The following is a 21,850-nucleotide window of genomic DNA, read 5'->3' as shown; positions in this document are numbered from 1 at the left end:
CAAATTCAATCGAACCATTGGCGGTTTGGGTGCCGTCATTTTCAGTGATGCTGGCGCCCGTGTCCACGCCAAAGCTTGGATCTTCACCATCTTTAAAGTTGACGTGTACCGTCACATCCGACGTATCACCATCGGTGTCATCGATTTCAAATGGCAACTCGACTGAGATCACATCATCAATGTTGGTAATAAGACCGGTATTCTCACCCGTGCCGTTGTTGTCATCCAATGGTTGATATTGATTAACAACAGTATCGACCGTTACATTACCAGTCGCTGGATCAAATGTTGGGGTCATGGTGATGTCTAGGACCGGATTACCCGCCCCATCCACACCAGAGATGGTGGTCACGCCATTGGCATCGGTGGTCATGCTGAAGTTAATTGGGTCACCACCATTGGTGGTCATCTCCCCCAATTCTGAGCTTAATTGGGTTTTACCATCATCGCTAAGACGCAATGTAGTTGGGTCGAGATTATCGTCAAGAGCCGTAATAGTGACAGAACTTGAGCCGGAAACGGGATACCCAGCATTATCATTATCAGGCTGTAAATCACCTTCATTAATATCAATCGTTGTGTCTACATCGGCGGCATCGGTGCCATCGGCGATATTGATATGAATATCACCATTGGCGGTATCACCATCGTCATCAGTACCGATAATACCTAAATCAAGCTGCAAGATATCATCCGCATCTTGATCGATCGGCCCAGTTACTTCAACGGTATAAGAACCATCAGTCTGAATTTCAACGGTAAGCACAGGCTCACCGTTGATGTCCGTTACGGTGGCAACATTCCCATCAACAGTATAGTCAGTTGGTTGACCATTACTGGTTATATCCTCCAGCGCCGGTTGATTGGGATCAAACACAATGCTGGCCATTTCATCACTACCAAGATCAAGCGGTACTTGGCCATGGATGACAGTGTTAGCATCATCACTTTCATTGATGTCGGTGCCGGTATCGAAGCCAAATTGTTCATTATTACCATCTAATACATCGATATTAATAATGATAGGATCAACAATTGGGTTACCTTGAACATCATCACCAGAGATTGGGAAGTTAATATGAATATCATCCCCATCAGTGGTCACCATACCGGTAGTATCACCATCAATATGATCCAGTGGGCGATCAATCGTGGTGGTAACGGTTACCGTCATATCACCATTAGGTAATGCAACAAAATCGACATCAAATGAAGCAACAGGCTCACCATCTTGAGTACCGATAAAGGTATTAGTGTCCGCATCGTAAACAAAGTTAACCGGCTCGCCGCCTGAGGTGATTTCGCTATTCATTTCACCTAAAAGCTGATTAAGCTCGGCATCTGGAATATAAAATGAGCTCGGATCCAGTGCATTGCTGCCACTTTCTACCACGGCAGATTGCGAATTTTCAGTTGGGTATCCGGTGCCACTGTCTAGATCGCCTTCTGTGACTTCGACATCGAGAACTTGCCCCCCTTCGGCAAATACCGTGTGTTTTTGCTCTGCTTCATCATAATATTCACGAGTGAACCCTTCGGTATCATGCCCAGCTTCAGCTAACATCGAATCATAATCATAGGCGACGGTCACGAAAGATTCATTCGCCGAACCACCGGCTGTTACACCTGCGGCAGGTGCTTCTGTCACTTCAGTTGGATCTTGTCCTGCTAAAATAGCTTGTTGAATAGCAGCAATATCATCAGGTTGAGCGCCATTTTCTTGTGCTGCTTGCTGCTCAGCACCAATAATCGTTTGAGTAGGATCATCACCATTTAAGATAGATTCGCGAATAGCGGTAATATCTTGCTCTGAGAATTGAGCATTTGCGGCGTTTTCAGCGTTAAAACGAACTTGCTCATCTAAAGGCGTTGCAACCGGACCTTCATCGCCAGCCACAATAGATGTTGAATGTGCATTACTATGGATGTGTTGTACTTGCCCTTGACCAGAAACTGTCGCATTAGCACCGGGGGAAACCAATAAAACTTCATCAGGCTGTAACTGATAATCTCCTGTGATTAACACCGCGCCTTGGCCCGGTTTAATCACAAAAACTTCACCATTTTCAACATTGATATTTGTCGTATTCGTAGCAGGACTAGAATTTTCCATAGATCACTCAACTTATTCGTTAGGTCTTGGTTTAAGTACCAATAGTTTTCGATCCTATTGGCCTCTTTTCTCAGATGGCACCAAGCAAAAATTAATATAAATAATGTGTTTGATATTCAGTAAACTTGCGATACGGATTAAACTAGCTCAATAGCGAGATTTTAATTATTTTTCATTACAAACAATGAGTTAGCTCAATAAAACCAAATGTATACAATTATTAATAGTATAGCACCCTACACAATGGGTTTCAAATAGCCTTGCTTATTAAATGGGCAAAATGAGGGCCTTTATTAATGTTTGATATTGTCATCAAATAACTATGACAAAATAAAGGGTAATTGTCACAAAATGTATAAAAATCCCCTGCGAAAATTATCATTTTATTATAATATTAATAAATTATAATAAAATGATAGAACTTTGATAGATAATCAAAATGTGGCCATCAAATCCATCTAGCTTACGAGTGAATATTTACAAAAATCATTCATTTTAAGTTACCTTACTTTAATAATATGCATCGCCTGCTATTGGTAAATCATGAAAAAAAATATTTCGACTGAACAATTGGATTTTGTTGATGACAAATCATCTGCATTAATGCTCAATACTGCCCGCACCCCTAGAATTATGCTCTGGACGGTTGTACTTTTCTTTGTTATTGCTTTTATTTGGGCCTCACTTGCTAGTTTAGATAAGGTAACAAGTGGTACCGGAAAAGTGATCCCTTCCACTCAAATGCAAGTGGTGCAAAACTTAGAAGGCGGGATAGTTAAACAAGTCATGGTTCGTGAAGGCCAACCCGTTAAAAAAGGTCAACGCCTACTCCTTATCGATGACACACAGGCTAAATTTGATTTTCAGGGTAAGGCGCTCGATATCGCGAGCATGAATGCCGATCAACTACGACTTAGGGCTCAATTAGATGCCGTTAAGATCGATAAATCGAAAATTAAAGATGCTCATCATTGGCAAGATAGTGTCATTATTGATGAAGCGTTAACCCCAGCTTTTGATGCCGATTTTTTAAAACAACACCCTCGTTTAGTGGCTCGTCAAAATAATGAATATCAAGGCAATGTTTCTAATTTAGAAAACCAACTACACGTTGCGATGCAACAAATCACTCAAAAACAGCGTGAACTTGATGAAAACCGCTCTCGCTATAACAACTTAAAAAGCAGTTACAATATTGCGAATCAAGAGTATAAAATCACCGAACCACTTGCAAAGGAAGGTGTTGTACCTAAAATCGAATTGCTTAAGTTACGTCGTCAGTTAAGTGATACTCGCCGTGATTTAACCTCCACTAAAATGCAAATCCCAGTCGCCACATCTGCAGTACAAGAAACCATGTACAAATACCTAGATATTGCGTTGAAATACCGCAGTGACAATCAAAATGAGCTCAATAAAATCAGTGCTCAACTTGCTAGTATGAGTGAATCTCAATTGGGTCTGAAAGATAGAGTTAACCGCACCGTTGTGACCTCTCCTGTCAACGGCACAATTCAAAAGATCTATATCAATACTATTGGAGGTGTTATCCAGCCAGGTATGGATTTAATCGAAATCGTTCCAACCGAAGATACACTATTAATAGAGGCTAAAATCGCGCCGCAAGATATCGGTTTCTTACACCCAGGTCTTCCTGCATTGATTAAATTTACTGCTTATAATTTTTCTACTTACGGCGGCTTAAACGGAACAGTAGAAACCATCAGTGCCGATACCATCCAAGATGAAGAAGGTAATAGTTTTTACCAAGTCCGGATCCGTACTGGTGAAAATGAGTTAAAAGGTACCGATGGCAAACCATTACCTATTATTCCGGGAATGACAGCAAGTGCCGATATCATCACTGGTAAACGTACAGTATTAAGTTATTTACTCAAGCCAGTTCTAAAAACCACAAATTCAGCCTTAAGAGAATAGTGCCCCTAGGCTATTTGCGCTAGAAACTATTTGTGCTAGAAGCAATTTACATTAGAGATTAAATCTAGAACTCGGTGGTAAAAAGCAGTCACATTGTTGCTTTTCACCATCTAGTCTGAAAAAACTCAAATTTTTGCAACACTATTTTGATGAGAAATCACATGACATTATATAAACAGCTCTTGATCTGGGTAATGGGGATATTCCTCGCCACGGCCACTGTGCTCTTCGCTATAGAGTTTAACAATACGCGAGATTATTTAAATGAAAGACAGATCGTTGAAGTCGACAATACCGTCGATGCCGTTGGTCTTGCACTCACGCCTTACCTATTAGTAAAAAATGATCAAGGCGCAACTGACTTAATTCATTCGATGTTTGATAGTAGCTACTATTCCGATGTTAAATTAACGCCAATCGAAGAAGGCAAAGTAATCGAGATTGCCTCAAAAGAAACCAAAGTTTCAGCTCCGGGTTGGTTTATCTTCCTATCTGATATAGAACCTTATACTAAAACCGTACGTGTCGGCTCAGACTGGCAACAATTGGCGGATTTAACCGTCACTAGTAATCCTAATCTTGCATATCAGAAATTATGGAAAACTGCCGAACAATTATTACTAACTTTCTTCCTATCGGGCTTAGTGGTTATTGCTCTGTTCTCTTTTATCTTCCGTAAGATATTAGCTCCATTACGTTCGATTCAAGAAAACGCCAAGAAAATAGCTGACAATCAGTTTGATGAAATTCTTGAACGACCAAAGTTCCAAGAATTAGATGATGTAGTAACCGCATTTAATCAAATGACAACACAGCTTCGCGCGCATTTTAATCAACAAGCAGAAGAAGCCGATAAACTGCGTATCCGAGCTTATCAAGATCCAGTATCCGGGCTGGCTAACCGAAATTATATGATGACTCAACTAGAATCATGGTTACAAAGCCAGAATAAAGGCGGTATTGCACTACTAAAAGTCGAGTTATTAAAAGATACTTACGATCAACAAGGCTATGAAGAAGGGGATAATGTCACACGCCTACTGTCAGCTCGCTTAAAAGAAATCATTTCAGAAGAATTTACCATTGCGCGTCTTAATCAATCTGAATTTATGTTATTGGCACCAAATTCTTCAGATGAAGATATGCTACAACTTGGTCAGTCAATGCTGAACATGACCGCATCACTACAAAATGATCCACTCGATATCGCGCCTATGCGTGCTGCTGTCGCTTTAGTCATGAAACAAGAAAACGATACTATCTCGACCATTTTAGCGCATGCCGATAATGGTTTAGTTGAGGCTAGCACCAATCGCGCCACGCCATTATTTATTCATGCATCATCGCATGAAAGCTCGACTCAATCCTCTTTTGGTAAACAGCAATGGAAAAGTATTGTTGATGAAGCGATCGCCAATAAGCAATTTACTTTTAGCTATCAAAAAGCAATCAATCGCGATAATCAATTAATGCACCAAGAAGTCTTTGCTGCGATTCAAAAGGACGATGTTCGCTATTCCGCAGGTCAATTTTTAAGTGCGATTGAAAGCTTAGACAGTGGAGCTCAGTTTGATATGCACATTATTGATGAAGTATTTGAACAATGTAAGATCTACGATCCTAAGTTCCCGATCGCAATTAACATTACCCAAAGCAGTGTCAATGACACCGGCTTTATGCGCTGGCTCAGCCAAAAAATGGAAACGAATCCTAGCTTCTCAAACCGTATTTATTTTGAGCTACCTGAAATTTGTTTCATTAAACAGCCGGATAACACCAAGCTCTTATGTAATATCATCGACTCTAAAGGCTATCAATTTGGTATCGATAACTTTGGCCATAACTTTGGCTCAATCGGTTATTTAAATGCTTATCGCCCTGCTTATGTGAAACTGGATTTTGCTTATACTTCTCAGATCGATGATAACGTCCGGGCTGATGTGATTACTTCTATCACTCGTACCGCCTCTAATTTAGACATCACCACCATCGCCTCACGAGTTGAGACCATGGAGCAAAAAGACAAACTGATCGAGCTCGAACTTGGTGGTTTCCAAGGTTTCGTTACCGAGCAAATTAATAACGACAATGAAGGTCAGGCATAATGAACCCAATTAAAGATCCACTATTAAATTCTCTTGCTTACATTAGCCGTTATTATGGTCAAGCCAACTCACCAGACGCATTAGTTGCAGGCTTACCACTAAAAGATGGCTTACTTACTGTCCATTTATTTCCGCGCGCGGCTGAAATAGCCGGATTAAATGCCAAGTTAGATACACTGCCGCTTACCGATTTACCGCCATTGTTACTACCTGTAGTGGCATTACTTAAAAATAATGATGCTTGCGTGATCTTATCAATCGATTACGAAAAAAATGAAGCGGAAGTGATTTTATCTCAAAGTGATAGCAAGCAGGAATGGATCCACTTAGATGAGCTAAATCAGCAATATACTGGTCAGCTATTTTTGGTTAAAAAACGTTTTCGTTATGACGAACGCTCACCAGAAATGCTTAAAAACCGTGATGGTCACTGGTTCTGGAGCACATTGTATCAATCACGTAAAATTTATCGTGATGTTTTTATTGCTTCTATTTTAATCAATATCTTTGCCGTGGGAGCACCATTATTCTCACGTTTAGTGTACGATAAAATTGTTCCCAACCTGGCTTATGACTCACTATGGGTCTTGTCTATCGGTGTATTTGTTATCTTTATCTTTGATTTTATTTTAAAGATGATGCGCAGCTACTTTTTAGATGTGGCCGGTAAGAAATCCGATATTTTGATCTCATCGAAAATCTTTAGCCATGTTATGGGTATCCGTCTTGAAGCTAAACCGCCTTCCGTAGGCGCTTTTGCTAAACATATGCAAGAATTTGAATCAATTAGAGATTTTTTCACTTCAGCCAGTGTCACAACTTTAATTGATTTGCCTTTTGCGATCTTCTTTATGATCGTCATTTACATGATTGCCGGACCATTAGCCTTAGTGCCATTGATCGGTGTGTTATTGCTAATTGGTTACAGTTTTGTAGTACAGCGCCCCTTGCGCCGTACTATCGAAGAAGGTTCACGCCTTGCTTCACAGAAAAATGCCAACTTAGTTGAGAGCTTAGCGGGTCTTGAAACGTTAAAAATGTTTGGCGCAGAAAGCCAATATCAATACCGTTGGGAAGAAGCCGTTGCTCACATGTCAAACTGGAGCTTAAAATCTAAGCGCCTAACCGACTCATTACAAAATGCCGCGGGATTCGTACAGCAATTTTTGAATGTCGCCATGATTGTAGTCGGGGTGTATTTGATTGGTAATGGTGATCTAACAATGGGTGGTTTAATTGCCTCTACTATGTTAAGTGGTCGTGCTGTAGGGCCCATGATCCAAGTTGCGATGCTTTCAACTCGTTACAACCAAGCAAAATCGGCAATGGGCATTATTGATAAACTAATGCAAATGCCAACTGAGCAAGAAGAAGGCAAGCGTTACATCCATCGCCCGGTAATCCAAGGTAAAATTCAATTTGATAACGTCAGCTTTGCGTACCCAAATGCCACCTCCCCTGCATTGCGTGATATCAATTTAACCATTAATCCAGGTGAGCGTATTGGTATTATTGGCCGTATTGGTTCAGGTAAAACCACATTAGAGCGTATCTTAATGGGATTATACAAACCCACCGCTGGTACGGTATTAATCGATGACACTGATATGAATCAGCTACATCAAATTGATATTCGCCGTAACTTGGGCTGTGTACCACAAGACATTACTTTGTTTTATGGCAGTATCCGCGAAAATATCGCTTTAGGCCGCCCGTTAGCCAGTGATAAAGATATTATGCTTGCGGCAGAACGTGCGGGTGTGACTAACTTTACTCAACAAGATAGTGCGGGCCTTGAAAAGCAAGTCGGTGAAGGCGGCGCAGCACTGTCTGGTGGTCAGCGTCAATCGATTGCCATTGCTCGTGCATTTTTAGGTAATCCACCGGTTCTTATTATGGATGAACCAACCAGCAGTATGGATAACCGTTCTGAAATGTTTATAAAACGTCAAATGAAAAGCATTGCGGATGATGAAACCTTAATTCTTATCACCCATAAAATGAGTATGCTCGATATTGTCGATCGCTTAATCGTAATGGAACAAGGTAAAATTATTGCCGATGGTCCGCGAGACAAAGTTCTACAAGCTCTACGTACTGGTAAGACGCAAAAATCAGAGCCTAAAAAAGACAACGCTTCAACACCAGAAGCTGCCACTACCGCAGCAAGTGCTCAAGACGCGCTCAAAAAAGCAGTAACCGAGCAGTTAGCAAACAAAACCGCACCAATAACAGCAGAAAAAATCACTACTGCACCAGAGAATAAAGAAAAGCCAACACCAAAAGCTCAACAGAGCAAAGCTAATGTTGTCAGAAATGACAAACCAATCTAAGTTTAAAATACTGTTTAATTGATTTAATCCAACAGAATATTTACTAAACATATAACTTAGTTTACAATCATTTATGTCAACGTCGCCCAATTAATGAGATGAATAATTTTCAATTTTTACAAGAAGCGATATGATAAGTGTAAACAAGGTTCAAGGGCAGGACAGATCTTTTTTGGAGGTCTGATCTTATCTAAATCAATCCTTAAAGCTCGCGGTTTAGCATTAAGAGAGTAATGATGATCAAAAAAACACATATAACAAAATTAGCCATCTTAGTTGGCTGTCAATTGCTTGCAATACCTAGTTATGCCCAATCTCTTGAACAAGCGATTGCGGCGACACTTATCAATAACCCAGACATAAAATCGTCTTATAACGAGTTTATGACTAAGAACGAAGGGATCCGTCAATCCCAAGGTCAATATTTACCTTCTGTCGATCTCGAAGCCGGGGTCGGTTATGAAGATTACGATGATGATCCTAGTGGTACCAATGGTGATTTTAACCCTCATTACGCCCAAATCAGTATTCGACAGTTAATTTGGGATGGTTCGAGCACTTATAACGATATTCAACGTAATAAATCAGAAACTGAAGCCCAGCGTTATCAATTGCTGGCCGATGCTCAAGATACGGCGCTATCAACCGTTCAAGCTTATCTGGATGTAATTGAAGCGCAGCAAGTGGTTAAATTATCACAGGCAAATATTGAAGTGCATAACCGCATCTTAAAAGACATTCAAAAACGAACTGATTCAGGCCTAAGTTCCACTGCCGATTTAATTCAAGTACAAGGTCGTGTCGCTTCTGCCAATACCAATTTATTATCCGCGCAAAGTAATCTTAACGATAAAATTACTGCATTTGTACGCGTGACCGGTGAATACCCTAAAGATCTTAAAAAACCACAAGTAGATGCCAATTTTCTACCAACAACATTAGAAGATGCGCTAAAAAAAGCGAAAGCGAATAATCCAACCCTGCATGTTGCTTATCACGATATTCTGGCGGCCAAATCACAGTACAACCAAGATACTGGTACTATGCTACCGACGTTCACAGTTGAAGGTTCACAGAAATTCGGTGACGAACTTGATGGCGATGGCCGCAATGATGTCGATGAATTAAAAGTCATGCTAAAAATGAATTATAACTTATATAACGGTGGTAGCGATGCGGCTAAAGGCCGAGCGGCGGCTTATCAATTAACCAAAGCTAAAGATATTCGCGACAAAGCCTATCAAATGCTTGAACAAAGCACCCGTCTTTCATGGAGTGCTCGTGACCTAGCATCAGCTCAAGAAAAATATCTTGAACAGCATGTAGACTCTGCAGCGAAAACTATTATTGCCTATGGTAAACAATACAAAATTGGTAAACGTACTCTACTCGATTTACTTAACACTGAAAATGAACTGTTTGACTCTCGTAAAGCGTATTTAGCCGCTCACTATGATGGTGTGCTATCAAATTATCGTTTACTCAATTCCACTGGACTGCTACTCAATGAATTACGTGTTGCTATTCCAGATCAATGGACTAAATCAGTTAAGTAAGGACAGACTATGAAAACGTTAACGATCTCTTTAATGGTGCTGTTGCTTTCAGCATGTTCAGTGTTAGATGCCCCACCGCCTCCACTCGCCAATCAACAAAGTGATATTGGAGACGCTGATGCTGATGGAGTGATCAATGCACGAGATAAGTGCCTCAATACTCCTGCAAACGCTGTCGTTGACAACGATGGCTGTCCAGAAATCAAGGTTGTTACTGAACAGAAAAAATTGCATATTCTGTTTGCTAATGATTCTGATGAGATAACTCAACTCTATCTTGATCATATTAATGCTATGAGCCAATTTTTGGCTAAGTATCCAAAAACTTATATTGTGTTAAATGGCTATGCAAGCCCCGTTGGTCCTTCCGACCATAACCTCAACCTCTCTAGACGTCGTGCGGCGAATGTGTATAAAGCACTGATCAACTCTGGAGTAGAAAGCGATCGTATACAAATAATTGGTTTTGGTGATAGTGAACCTGTTGCTGGCCAAACTAAGGAAGAAATTAATAAATTTAGCCGCCGGGTAACCGCCACTGTTGAAGGTATGGATAGTAGCGTCGTTGACAGTTGGACTATCTATGATAAACGTAAAGATTAACTCTGAACAACGCAAAGGCTAAGACCTCTTGGCGAGATTTCCGTTGGCTTAAATGGGCTATCTTCTCTGTGTTGTTAATTTTATCGGTGAGGGCGATTGCTCTCACCGGTAGCGATCAACAACAAATTGATTTTAGCCGCCAAAACTTTGGCGAACGAGCTGGATTACGCGTCACCGCTTGGCGTAATCTCATTAATTCAATACAAACTTTATCCGAACAACAAAAACTCAATAAAATTAATGATTTTTTTAATCAATTGGTTTTTATCGACGATATTAAGTTGTGGGGGCAAAACGATTATTGGGCAACCCCTATTCAATTTCTTGATGTGGGTGGTGGTGATTGTGAAGATTTTAGTATCGCTAAATACTCCAGCTTGCGAGAACTCGGAATCGCTGACTCTAAACTCCATCTTATCTATGTAAAATCGCTCACCTTAAACCAATTTCACATGGTGGTAGCCTACTATCAAACACCCAGTTCAATGCCTGTTATACTCGATAATATCGATGGTGAGATCAAACCAGCTAATCAACGTCAAGATTTAGTGCCTATTTACAGTTTTAACGCCAGTAAACTGTGGATCACCAAAAAACGTGAACGAAGCATAAACTCGATAGTCGCCGGTGACGCCTCAAACTTAAGCTTATGGAAAGATTTACAACAACGCAGTAAAAAACAAAATACTAAACACCCAATAATCAACTTGGATCAATAACACTATGAGCCTATATCAGCAATTTCTTTTATGGTTATCCCTTGTGCTTTTGGTGCTAATGACCACTGTGTTTGGTTTGCAATTCAACTCAACTCATACCTATCTTCAGCAGCAGCAAAAGATCGCACTCACTAATGCCATTAGTTCAATGAATATTGCCCTAACCCCATACATTAAAGATAAAGATAAAATAGGTATTGAGTCGGTGATTAATGCGACTTTTGACAGCGGTTATTATGACAATATTCATTTTGAGATGTTGGATAAAAGCCAAAAAATAGATCGTAAATACCAAGATGATACCAATATTGCCCCGACTTGGTTTCAAAAACTAGACTTATTTAAGAACTTAAAACAATCACAAGTATTGATGGATGGTTGGCTGCAAACCGCCACATTAACTGTCACCAGTAATGCCGATAACGCCTACGATGAATTATGGTCACTGACTATTTATTTACTGGCCGCGTTTATTGCCATTGCGATTGTGTCGGCTTTCTCTTTAGCCTTTATTTTAAAAGTCATGCTCAAGCCATTAAAAGGTATTCAACAACGAGCTAACGAGATCAGTTCTGATCAATTTGGAGAGCCTATTCCATCGGTGAATACTCGTGAATTATCTGATGTGGTCCAAGCGATGAATCACATGAGTCAGCATATTGAAACCTATTACCAACAATCAGCTGAAGAAGCCCGCCGTCTTCGAATTCGTGCTTACCAAGATCCCGTTTCAGAATTAAGTAATCGTGATTTTTTTATTACTCAACTCGAACCTTGGTTAGATTCTGATAGCATGGACTATTGTGGCGTGTGCTTAATTCAGGTAGACAGCATTAATGATGCTTATGAAAATCAAGAATTTCAAAAAGCCGATCAACTGGTGAGAAGTTTATCGGCCGTATTATCTAGACTCATGAGTGAGGAAAACACCTTAGCTCGCTTTAGTCGCTCTGAATTTATTCTGTTGATCCCTCATTGCCAACAAGACGACTTCGACCGTATTTCAAACAAAACATTAAAAATAGTCAAAGAGTTATCTTCCGATCCAAACACTGCAAGCTCAGCATCAATTGGTATGCTGATGATCCATGACCAAAACGATACTAAAACCGTCTTTAGCCAACTCGATAATGCGCTGACTCAAGCTCGTCAGCAAAGTGAAAATAGCACCTATCTTCTCGATACCAGTTCGATTTCACCTCAGTTCACCAAAGGGAAAATGGAATGGCAAAGCCTTGTCGAGCATGCAATCAACAATGGTCTAGTCAAGATCACACTGCAAGCCGCAATCGATAAGCAACAACAGCACATTCAACATGAAGTATTTGCGTATATTGAAATAGATGGCCTAATCTACAATGCGAATCACTTTATCACCGCATTGGAACAAACCCCGATTGCGGCCCAATTTGATGATCATATTCTATCCTTAGTAACTGAGTATCTTAATAACTCTATCGAACCCTCTCCTATCGCGGTCAATATCACGAAATATAGCATTAATGATGCTCAATTTATTGCTTCACTAGAAGATAAATTAGCCAATAATATTAATCTGCGTGAGTATTTATATTTCGAACTGCCTGAAATCAGTTTTATCAAGAAAACTCAAAGTACGAGGATTTTCACTCATCTTCTCAATAAATATGGCTTTAAATTTGGTATCGATCACTTTGGCCATAATTTCAGCTCACTTGAATACCTATATCAAGTTCGGCCACACTATGTCAAACTTGATTTTGCCTATACCAACCAGTTGGATGATCCGGCTAAATACGATGTACTTGCTTCCATTACTCGTATTGCAAATAACTTAAATATGCAAACAATTGCGACGCGAGTGGAAACGCAAGATCAGCTAGAACAGCTCGCTAATCTTAGTATTAGTGGTTTCCAAGGCTATATTACTGATGCCTCTTGATCTGAGTCATAAATAGCTATTCCTGTGCAGATAGATGCTATCTAATCGTAGGTAAACTCGATACAGTTATCACTCTCTGCTCTTCAAGCTAAATAAGTGTGAATACCGTATGACGTTATACCAACGACTCGTGACAGGGATGTTAGGCATCTTTTTAATTCTTATTTCTTCTGTCTTTATCACTCAATACAACACCGCTCGGCACTACCTTATAGAGCAACAAACTATTGGTGTTAATAATTTATTAACTGCGATGGTAATGGCGACTCTACCGCATCTTAGCACTCAAGATATTGATGGGACGAAAGCCGTCATCGATTCAATTTATAGACTCGGATTTCATGGTACTACCACACTAAACTTTTTGACTAAAAAGCGACTATCTCAGGCTATATCGACTCAAAATCAAGACTCTCAAAATAACGGTCTTAAAAACACGCCATTAACTTGGCATGACCCACATCCACCACTTTCACCTCCTCAATGGTTTCGTTCTTTGGTTAAAATTAACCCCGTCACCGCACAATCTGATGTGGTATGGAACAATACAGCTATCGCTAGCATAGAAATCACTGGCAGTTCTCATAACGCCTACTCAAAACTGTGGAAAGCCACCACTCACCTCTTTATCAACATGCTTATCGTGTTTATTATTGGGGTATTGTTACTTGCGGTGTTCCTACGTCAGTTACTCTCTCCTCTTATAAAGTTGCAACAAAAATCGAATGCTATCGCGCAGCAGCAATTTGGTGAGGCTATTGCTTTACCTGCCGCAAAAGATCTTCGTACCCTTGTCACTAGTTTCAATTTTATGAGTCAAAAAATCAAAAGTCATCTTGAACAAAAAGCGCACGAAAATGAACAGTTGCGAAAAATTGCTTATCAAGACCCAATCACACAATTAGGCAATCTAGATTATTTAAAAGCCAAATTTACTGGTTCTACTCATAGCCGCTCCACTCTAGGTGGGCTGGTTTTATTACGATCTAACCTGATTTCACAACACCTCGAAGAAAATAATATCGATTCGGCTATTACTGATGGTTTCGATCTCGAGAATATCGCGAACGCTGAGTCTCTCTCTCGTCTTCTGGCCCAACGCTTATCCAGCCTTTTGGATGATAACTCTACCATTGCTAGTATCAGCCACTATGAATTTGTCATCATAACAACGCACTGTTGTGCTCAACGTTTAAATGATCTAGCAGAAAAAATGATGCATTTAGCGAACAACTTACAATCTGACCCTTTTAGAATTAGCACCCAACATACGATGCTCGGCCTAGTAATAAACTCAAAAAATGATGATATTAGTAATATGTTACATAAGGCAAAGATAGCGATTCAAGAAGCCAGTTTAGTTTCAGGAAAATCGATTGCTTTGTTTGATCAAGACAGCAATCCAGATCTGAAGATCCGCACCAAGCAAGAATGGAAGCAATTAATCAAAAACGCTGTCAATCAACGACAGATCAAACTGCACACTCAATATGTGATAAACCGCCAACATCAACCAATACATCAAGAAATATTTGCCTATATCGAGCAAGGTGATGAACGATTTTCAGCCGCGCAATTTATTGATTCAATTGAGTATGAAACAGAGGGTTTATTGCTCGACATGCATGTACTAGAATTGGTATTTGTGCGCCTTAGTTCAGCGGTTAATATTGAACCTGTCACGGTCAATATCAGCATTTATAGCATCAATAGTGATAATTTCTTACGTTGGCTTACAAGTAAACTTCAAAGCCATCCACACCTATCTGAGCAGCTTATTTTCGAGCTCCCCGAAAATGCATTCATCGATTATCCCGCCAGCGCTCAACAGCTATGCGACGTACTTGCACAATATCAATATCAATATGGTATTGATAAGTTTGGCCGTAATTTTAGTGCGATTCGGTATTTAAACCAATTTAGCCCGAGTTACGTCAAACTCGATTTTGCTTACACCATCAATATCGATCAGCAGCAACAAACCGATGTCCTTAACGCTATTTTACGCATTGCAGACCGCCTGATGATTAAAGTGATTGCCACGCAGATCGAAACCAGTCAGCAGCTTGAACAATTGGCAGAATTCTCCCTCTATGGCTACCAAGGTTTTGTTACCGCTCAACTATTACAAGTCGAGCATCAGAATTGATATTCACACCCTCGTTAAACACATATAAAAAAGCGCCAAATCAATGACGCTTTTTATCTTTAATATCAAAGCCTAAGCATTAAACTTGAACTTAAAACTTTATTACTCATTGGCCTGATTATTGAAAGATTATTTCAACACGGCGGTTTTTCGCTCGGCCTTCTTCAGTGCTATTATCAGCAACTGGCGATTTAGCTCGCATACCTTCGGTCATAATACGATCAGAAGCAATGCCATGTGACTCCAGATACTCGGCGGTATTTTTTGCTCGCTGTTTTGACAGTACTTTCTGCTCAGCAATGGAATTTGCAGAGTTTGAAGTATAACCGGTTATCGTAACGGTTTGTTCTGGATGAGCATTGAGTTGATCGACTACCGTTTGCAAAGTAACGTAACTGTCTAGTGAAATTTCATCGGATTTTTCTGCAAAATTAACCGTCACTAAAGTCATTGACGTATCATTTTTTTCAACTTGTACTGGCGCGGCAACGTCTTTGTAGTCTCCAACTTGATCTTGTTCAATCTGTTCCATAGAAATAGGAGCTGCAAGAACAGGCTCTTTATAAGCATCTTGTCCGAACATATAAATAATACCAAATGTTACGTAATTGACATCACCTCTGCTTTTATAATGGTCATACTCACCTATATTATCGAACCATTGATATTCGGCGCGCAGTCGGACACTCTGGCTAATATGATATTCAATACCGGTACCTAACATTAATGAGACATTATCAGCATCTGGGAGTTTTACATCGTTATAAGAACCACCAATTTTACCAAATAAGTTCCAATTGTCAGACAGGTACCAATCCCCCTTAAAAGAGAGTTCAACGTTTTGACTTTTGACTTTATCGTACTTAGAACTACCTGTATGTTTATCATTACCAAAATAGTTATAGCCCCCTTCAATCGCAAGCCAATTACTAATTTGATAACCGACTAAGCCACTGCCCCCCCAGGCATCATTATCGCAAGATTCACCTGATTGACAGTTTGAGTCAAAGTTGGTCCAACCCGTTTTGGCGCCAAGATAAAGAGTATTATTTTCGACAGTATTATCAGCATAAGCAGAACTTGCAGCAAAAGTAAGTGCAGCAAAAATAGAGCAAGATAGAAGACTTATTTTCATATTAGTTACCATATTATATGTGAATGGTTTATTAAAATAATGAGTATTAGTGAAGGTTAAATAGTTGCGCCCTAGAAATCAACTAATACACAACTTATCCTAATAAAATTAAAGCTATACCCATCACATAAGATGCTATCTTCAGGTATAGTCGGCTAATCCTATTTATATGACTATATTATAATGATTCTTCATTATTCTCGCCTAACCATATCGTCAATACACCCCACCATAATGCAAGTACCACCGCGCCTAAAAATAAGCCGATAATACCCGCATACATCATACCTCCCAAAGAACCAATGATAATCACAGGCATTGGAACCGAGATCCCTCTCCCCATTAGAAGTGGTTTTAAGATATTATCCGACAAACCTGCAACGATCCCCCAGATGGTAAAAATCAAAAACGAAGTCGTGTCTGCAGTAAAGTACATGTACCCGATTAAAGGGGCTATAGCTAAAATAGCCGGCAGTTGAGCAATACATAACACCAGAATGATAATGGTAAATAAGCCTGCCGCAGGAATGTGGAAAGTAAACATGGCTGCACTAATAATAGCGGTTTGAATAAACGCAACCCCTATCACTCCAACCAATACACTACGGATGATTTTTGCCGTCATTTCAGCCCATTCTGAGCCATGCTCACCGGCACTACGTTCAAAAATAGTAACAACAATTTTGGCGATAGGCTGGCTCGCCACCATAAACACACCAGCAATAATTAATGAAATGACAAACATTAGGACACCGGTTAATCCACTACCAAATGTAGAAAGCAATGTAGTGAGCACTTGTTTAATTTGCGGTAAGTGTTCCATTGCGAGCTCTTTGCCATGTGTTGAGACGTAAATTAAGCCGTCAAAAAGTCGTTCACCTATAAATGGTATCGTTTTAATCGACTCATTTGGCGTAAAGCTTGTGAAGTTTCCTGATGACGCCAGATGGGTAATATTCATTAAGGCATCGTATAATGAGCCTGAGACCATCCCAAACGGCACTATCATGACGGCGATACAAATGATGACCAATAGTACTGATGCTATAGAACGTCTTAATTTCAAGAGCTGACTTAATGTATTCACGATAGGGTTTAGTGCCACCGCAATAATCGCCCCCCATAACACAGGTAAAATAAAGGGTTGCACTATATAGTAGGTGCCCAAAATGAGCACAAAGATCAAGCCAATCCTAGTCGCGGATTCAACAATATTATTGACAAAACGACGGTCGTTATCATCGATTGGATTCATTATTGTTATTTCTCTCTACACTTGATAAATATCTGAAATTATTAGTTAGTATAATACTAAACGCTTTGATATCTGAATGTTTTATCAAATTCTGATCAAAGAATAAAAAAACCGAACATCATCATAACGTTCGGTTTTCATTTTTCTATAAACTACTTTAGAGCAAATTACGCACCTTTTGGTGGCTCAAATGCTTCCATCGGCAGAGCTTCACCTATCCATTTCTCAATTTTCACTAATGCAGAGTTGGCTGCACAACCATTACTTAAACGTGACGCTGGAATATCGAGAGTTAACACATTCGATCCACCATTACGGTCAATGCCCGTTTTCGGGTCAAAGTCAGGCCAAGCACCTTCATGGATACAAACACTGCCTTGTTTGATGCCATCTGTTACTTTTGCACCAACTAAGACTTGACCACGTTGGTTAAATGCACGGACTAAGTCACCATCTTTAATACCACGAGATTTTGCATCTTGGGGATGAATGACAATAGGTTCGCGATTAGCCACAGCATCTTGTTTGCGAATATCGGCATAGTTAAATTGACTGTGCAAACGTACTGCTGAGTGCGCGGTCATTAATTGCAACTCACCATCTTTAGCATTACCCGTATATTCAGTCGGTTCTAACCAAGTTGGGTGTGCTGGACAATCTGGTAAATTATAACTGGCTAAGGTTTTTGAATAGATCTCAATTTTACCACTTGGCGTACCGAGTGGGTTCATGATTGGATCTTTTCTGTACTCGGCAAAACGAACAAACTTGGCGTTTTCTTCATTCCAGTTCATTTCAAACTCTTTATTCTGTTTCCAGAAATAAGTAAAGTTTGGCATTGGAACACGAGCGTTACGTCCACCTTTTTGCGCAATCTTATAGAAGTGGTTTAACCATTCCATTTCATCGCGCCCCTCACGATAAGCTGAACTGCCGCCTTTAAATAGCATTTCAGACAATTCGGAGAATACATCAAAATCACTCTTCGCTTCACCTTGCGCAGCAACAACTTGCTTCATTGGTGCGATATATTGGCTGCTGTAATCACCAACCATGGTTAAGTCATTTCGCTCAAAGCTAGTGGTAATTGGGAAAACGATGTCGGCATGTTTTGCCGCTGCGGTCCAATATATTTCAGACACCACTGATAATTCAAGACTTTGCCACGCACGCGCTAAGCGGTTGGTATCTTGATGCTGAGTAAAGTTACCGCCACCACACCACCAAATCATCTTAGTGTCAGGGAACGTTAACGTATGGCCATTATGTTGATACTGCTTACCTGGATTTTCCAAGGCTTCCGTAATACGCGCAACTGGGAAAGCATTAACCACCCCTTCGCCATTATTTAGCCAAGAACTGGTATCCCCACCTTCCGATGCTCCAGTATTAATGCTTGATGAAATTGACGGTAAAATACCAGCATCACGCGCAGGATTACCACCATTTGAATAGTGGTAAGAGAAACCAAAGCCACCACCAGGCAGACCAATCTGACCCAGCATTGCCGCTAGCGTTGTGATCATCCAGTGACGTTGCTCGCCAAATTGCTGGCGCTGCATACCCCAACCAGCCATTAACATGGTGCGATTTTTAGAGAAGATCTCTGCTAGCAATTCAATTTGCTTAGCTGAGACACCGGTGATTTTTTCAGCCCAAGCTGAATCTTTTACCACGCCATCAGTTTTGCCTAACAAATAATCATTAAATTTATCAAAACCATGTGTGTATTTCTCAATAAACTTAGTGTCATGTTTATTGTTTTTCACTAAGGTATGCCCGATACCCATTGCCAATGCCACATCGGTCATTGGGTTTGGTGCGATCCATTGAACATTTTCACCGAAGAAATCAATGGTTTCAGAACGCATTGGATCAATCGCAATAACGGTTTTGCCCGATTTTTTCAGTTGATGGAAAAATTCTAAACCTTGGCCATCATTAGCAGTCCAAGCAATCTCTAAGGTATTAATTGGGTTCATCCCCCAAAGTACCACTACTTCTGAATGCTCCATGACCACAGGGTAAGTGGTTTGTTGCTCATACACTTCTATCGAGCCAACCACATACGGCATAATAACTTGCGCGGCACCGGTAGAGTAATCTCCTAGTGAACCACTATAACCACCAGCCAGTCCCATATAACGCTGTAACAAGGTACGAGCATCGTGCAGAACACCACTCGAGTGCCAACCGTAAGAACCTGCAAAAATTGACTCTGCGCCATGCTGTTTACGAATACGCATGTGTTGTTCATGAGCCAATTTATAAGCTTGCTCCCATGTCACTTGTACGTATTCATCTTTACCGCGCACACCTTGTGGGTTTTCCGGATTAGCTAAGTAACCTTTACGCACCATCGGGTGCTTGATGCGAGCTTTAGTATGAACTTGAGAAGGCCCAGTACTTTGCAGATGATTGACCACGGTTTGTGGTAAAGCGTTTGTGGTTGATACTAGTTTGCCATCTTTAACTTCTGCCAGTAATACACCCATACGGCCAGCGGTCATGATTTTGCCATCGGTACGACCAATTTTAGGCTCTGCTGCCATTGACGGTAGCGGCACGATCGATGCGATAGCCATAGCACCAGCAGTTGCGCCAGAGCCTTTTAAGAATTTACGACGTGAAATATTAGACATGTTCACTCACTCCTTATTGTTCTGATTTAACAACGTCTTTTGCGTTGTTTTGTAAAAACTTAGTTAGGATTTCTAGATTAAGATCTGAGATATCCGTACGGCTACCCATGGTCTTCACAACCGGTCCCCATGCATTCACAGTAAAGTGCTTTGGTGGGATCTTGGCATGACACGTTGAACAATAAGTGCTGTCTAACTTTTCACCATACTTCCAAATTTCTTTATTTGAATCTAAAACCGGAGCATTGATCTCACCGGTTAAACTCGCGCTACGCCATTCATTACCGTACGCATCTTTCGAACTTGCGCCCAACTTAAGCATTTTTTGACCGGCTTCCGATACACTTGCCAAAATTGAACGTTGGCCATTGCCAAGATAAATCACCGATTCTGCGCCTTTCATTTGGTAACCAGAAACCGTCACTGTGCGCTTATCACCATCCGTTTTTTCAACTTTAAGTTCAACGGTAGGGTTGATCGTTGCCAGTTCGCCCATCTTAATAAAATCAAGTGGGTATACTTGCGCCGCATCTTTCGGCGTTGATTTGGCTAAATCGTATAAATGATCAAAAGCCGAAGTATCAAGTTTAACTTGTGGCGTCATGTGAGCCACACCTTTGTGACAATCGATACAAGTTTGACCCTCTTTTTGCGCTGAAATATGCATTTCACGTGCGCCTTTCGGTTGGTCATACAATTCCATTGCATTGAAGCTATGACAAGAACGACACGTAGCAGAGTCGTTCGCTTTTAGCTGACTCCATACCGTCTGAGCCATTTCTAAACGGTGCGCTTCATATTTTTCGTCGGTATTAATCTTACCGGTTACGAACTCATGATAGATATCTTTCGAGGCACGGATTTTAGTGATCAAGTAATCCACTGGTTGGTGCGGAATATGACAATCGGCACATTCTGCGCGGATACCTTTGCTATTACTAAAGTGAACTGAACCTTGGTACTCATGAAGGGGTTTTTGCATAGTGTGGCACGACACACAAAATTCAGTGGTTGATGTCGCATGTAACACTGCTTGAGTACCACCTAACGTGGCCCAGCCAATCGCGACACCGATCAAAACGATGAGTGCAATATATCTTTTTTTCATTATTATTTTCCTTATAGCGGCAAACAAGATAATTTCGATGCAAAACTACCACCTAAGGATAGGATCTAAAAGTAGAAATATACAAATAAGAGAGTTTAATACTAATTAGTTAAACTGATGAGAATAACAATACTTCTTACTATTAATGGCTTTGTTGCGTAATTCGATGGAACTAAATGTGAAACTGACGATCAGATCGTTTACTCCCCACTAAACCATCGATATTCATGCCAAAACCTCGTTATAAGACCAAAAACTGGAAGTTATATAATC

General features: G+C 40.4%; 13 protein-coding genes. 8 read left to right on the top strand and 5 right to left on the bottom strand.

The genetic code is table 11. From position 1 onward, the window contains the following. The coding region (locus HC723_RS13660; protein WP_190339475.1) for a retention module-containing protein at positions 1-2,113 on the bottom strand (2,113 nt) is incomplete at its 3' end. Positions 2,114-2,656: 543 nt separating this feature from the next. Between HC723_RS13660 and HC723_RS13655 the strand changes: the two genes are divergently transcribed. The 8 genes from HC723_RS13655 to HC723_RS13620 all read left to right on the top strand — a co-directional run bounded on the left by HC723_RS13655 (position 2,657) and on the right by HC723_RS13620 (position 15,437). Continuing rightward, positions 2,657-4,051: an HlyD family type I secretion periplasmic adaptor subunit gene (locus HC723_RS13655; RefSeq protein ID WP_190339474.1), complete on the top strand. Its 1,395-nt coding sequence runs from the start codon at positions 2,657-2,659 to the stop codon at positions 4,049-4,051. A gap of 161 nt (positions 4,052-4,212) precedes the next feature. Then, positions 4,213-6,156 (top strand): bifunctional diguanylate cyclase/phosphodiesterase, encoded by a 1,944-nt coding sequence (locus HC723_RS13650; RefSeq protein WP_190339473.1) that lies wholly within the window; start codon positions 4,213-4,215, stop codon positions 6,154-6,156. A gap of 8 nt (positions 6,157-6,164) precedes the next feature. Next, the gene (locus HC723_RS13645; RefSeq protein ID WP_190339479.1) at positions 6,165-8,489 is read left to right on the top strand and encodes a type I secretion system permease/ATPase; all 2,325 of its coding nucleotides are present in this window, start codon (positions 6,165-6,167) and stop codon (positions 8,487-8,489) included. A 233-nt stretch (positions 8,490-8,722) separates the two neighbouring features. Further along, positions 8,723-10,045, top strand: a complete 1,323-nt coding sequence (locus HC723_RS13640; protein WP_238925500.1) for a TolC family outer membrane protein — start codon at positions 8,723-8,725, stop codon at positions 10,043-10,045. A gap of 9 nt (positions 10,046-10,054) precedes the next feature. Beyond that, complete coding sequence (locus tag HC723_RS13635) at positions 10,055-10,648, top strand: OmpA family protein (protein WP_190339472.1); 594 nt, start codon at positions 10,055-10,057, stop codon at positions 10,646-10,648. A gap of 59 nt (positions 10,649-10,707) precedes the next feature. Further along, complete coding sequence (locus tag HC723_RS13630) at positions 10,708-11,367, top strand: transglutaminase-like cysteine peptidase (protein WP_342365741.1); 660 nt, start codon at positions 10,708-10,710, stop codon at positions 11,365-11,367. A 58-nt stretch (positions 11,368-11,425) separates the two neighbouring features. Next, positions 11,426-13,288, top strand: a complete 1,863-nt coding sequence (locus HC723_RS13625) for a bifunctional diguanylate cyclase/phosphodiesterase (protein WP_190339471.1) — start codon at positions 11,426-11,428, stop codon at positions 13,286-13,288. 109 nt (positions 13,289-13,397) lie between these two features. Continuing rightward, positions 13,398-15,437, top strand: coding sequence for a bifunctional diguanylate cyclase/phosphodiesterase (locus HC723_RS13620; RefSeq protein WP_190339470.1), 2,040 nt, complete (start codon positions 13,398-13,400; stop codon positions 15,435-15,437). Positions 15,438-15,555: 118 nt separating this feature from the next. On the opposite strand, the gene HC723_RS13615 is transcribed toward HC723_RS13620, so the two are convergent. The 4 genes from HC723_RS13615 to HC723_RS13600 all read right to left on the bottom strand — a co-directional run bounded on the left by HC723_RS13615 (position 15,556) and on the right by HC723_RS13600 (position 21,577). Further along, positions 15,556-16,572, bottom strand: a complete 1,017-nt coding sequence (locus tag HC723_RS13615; protein ID WP_190339469.1) for an OmpA family protein — start codon at positions 16,570-16,572, stop codon at positions 15,556-15,558. Between the two features lie 178 nt (positions 16,573-16,750). Then, positions 16,751-17,827, bottom strand: coding sequence for an AI-2E family transporter (locus tag HC723_RS13610; protein ID WP_190339468.1), 1,077 nt, complete (start codon positions 17,825-17,827; stop codon positions 16,751-16,753). Positions 17,828-17,994: 167 nt separating this feature from the next. Further along, positions 17,995-20,469 (bottom strand): molybdopterin guanine dinucleotide-containing S/N-oxide reductase, encoded by a 2,475-nt coding sequence (locus HC723_RS13605; RefSeq protein WP_190339467.1) that lies wholly within the window; start codon positions 20,467-20,469, stop codon positions 17,995-17,997. Positions 20,470-20,482: 13 nt separating this feature from the next. After that, the gene (locus HC723_RS13600; protein ID WP_194704550.1) at positions 20,483-21,577 is read right to left on the bottom strand and encodes a NapC/NirT family cytochrome c; all 1,095 of its coding nucleotides are present in this window, start codon (positions 21,575-21,577) and stop codon (positions 20,483-20,485) included. Between the last annotated feature and the right edge of the window lie 273 nt (positions 21,578-21,850).

Source organism: Vibrio sp. S11_S32 (assembly GCF_014694465.1).
Lineage (GTDB): Bacteria > Pseudomonadota > Gammaproteobacteria > Enterobacterales > Vibrionaceae > Vibrio > Vibrio algicola.
This window is presented reverse-complemented; position numbering and strand designations above follow the sequence as displayed.

Bases quoted from the DNA above. Each gene is read 5' to 3' on its own strand.
- HC723_RS13615 (WP_190339469.1), bottom strand. From the start codon at position 16,572: ATGAAAATAAGTCTTCTATCTTGCTCTATTTTTGCTGCACTTACTTTT.
- HC723_RS13650 (WP_190339473.1), top strand. From the start codon at position 4,213: ATGACATTATATAAACAGCTCTTGATCTGGGTAATGGGGATATTCCTC.
- HC723_RS13620 (WP_190339470.1), top strand. From the start codon at position 13,398: ATGACGTTATACCAACGACTCGTGACAGGGATGTTAGGCATCTTTTTA.
- HC723_RS13625 (WP_190339471.1), top strand. From the start codon at position 11,426: ATGACCACTGTGTTTGGTTTGCAATTCAACTCAACTCATACCTATCTT.
- HC723_RS13605 (WP_190339467.1), bottom strand. From the start codon at position 20,469: ATGTCTAATATTTCACGTCGTAAATTCTTAAAAGGCTCTGGCGCAACT.
- HC723_RS13640 (WP_238925500.1), top strand. From the start codon at position 8,723: ATGATGATCAAAAAAACACATATAACAAAATTAGCCATCTTAGTTGGC.
- HC723_RS13600 (WP_194704550.1), bottom strand. From the start codon at position 21,577: ATGAAAAAAAGATATATTGCACTCATCGTTTTGATCGGTGTCGCGATT.
- HC723_RS13610 (WP_190339468.1), bottom strand. From the start codon at position 17,827: ATGAATCCAATCGATGATAACGACCGTCGTTTTGTCAATAATATTGTT.
- HC723_RS13655 (WP_190339474.1), top strand. From the start codon at position 2,657: ATGAAAAAAAATATTTCGACTGAACAATTGGATTTTGTTGATGACAAA.
- HC723_RS13635 (WP_190339472.1), top strand. From the start codon at position 10,055: ATGAAAACGTTAACGATCTCTTTAATGGTGCTGTTGCTTTCAGCATGT.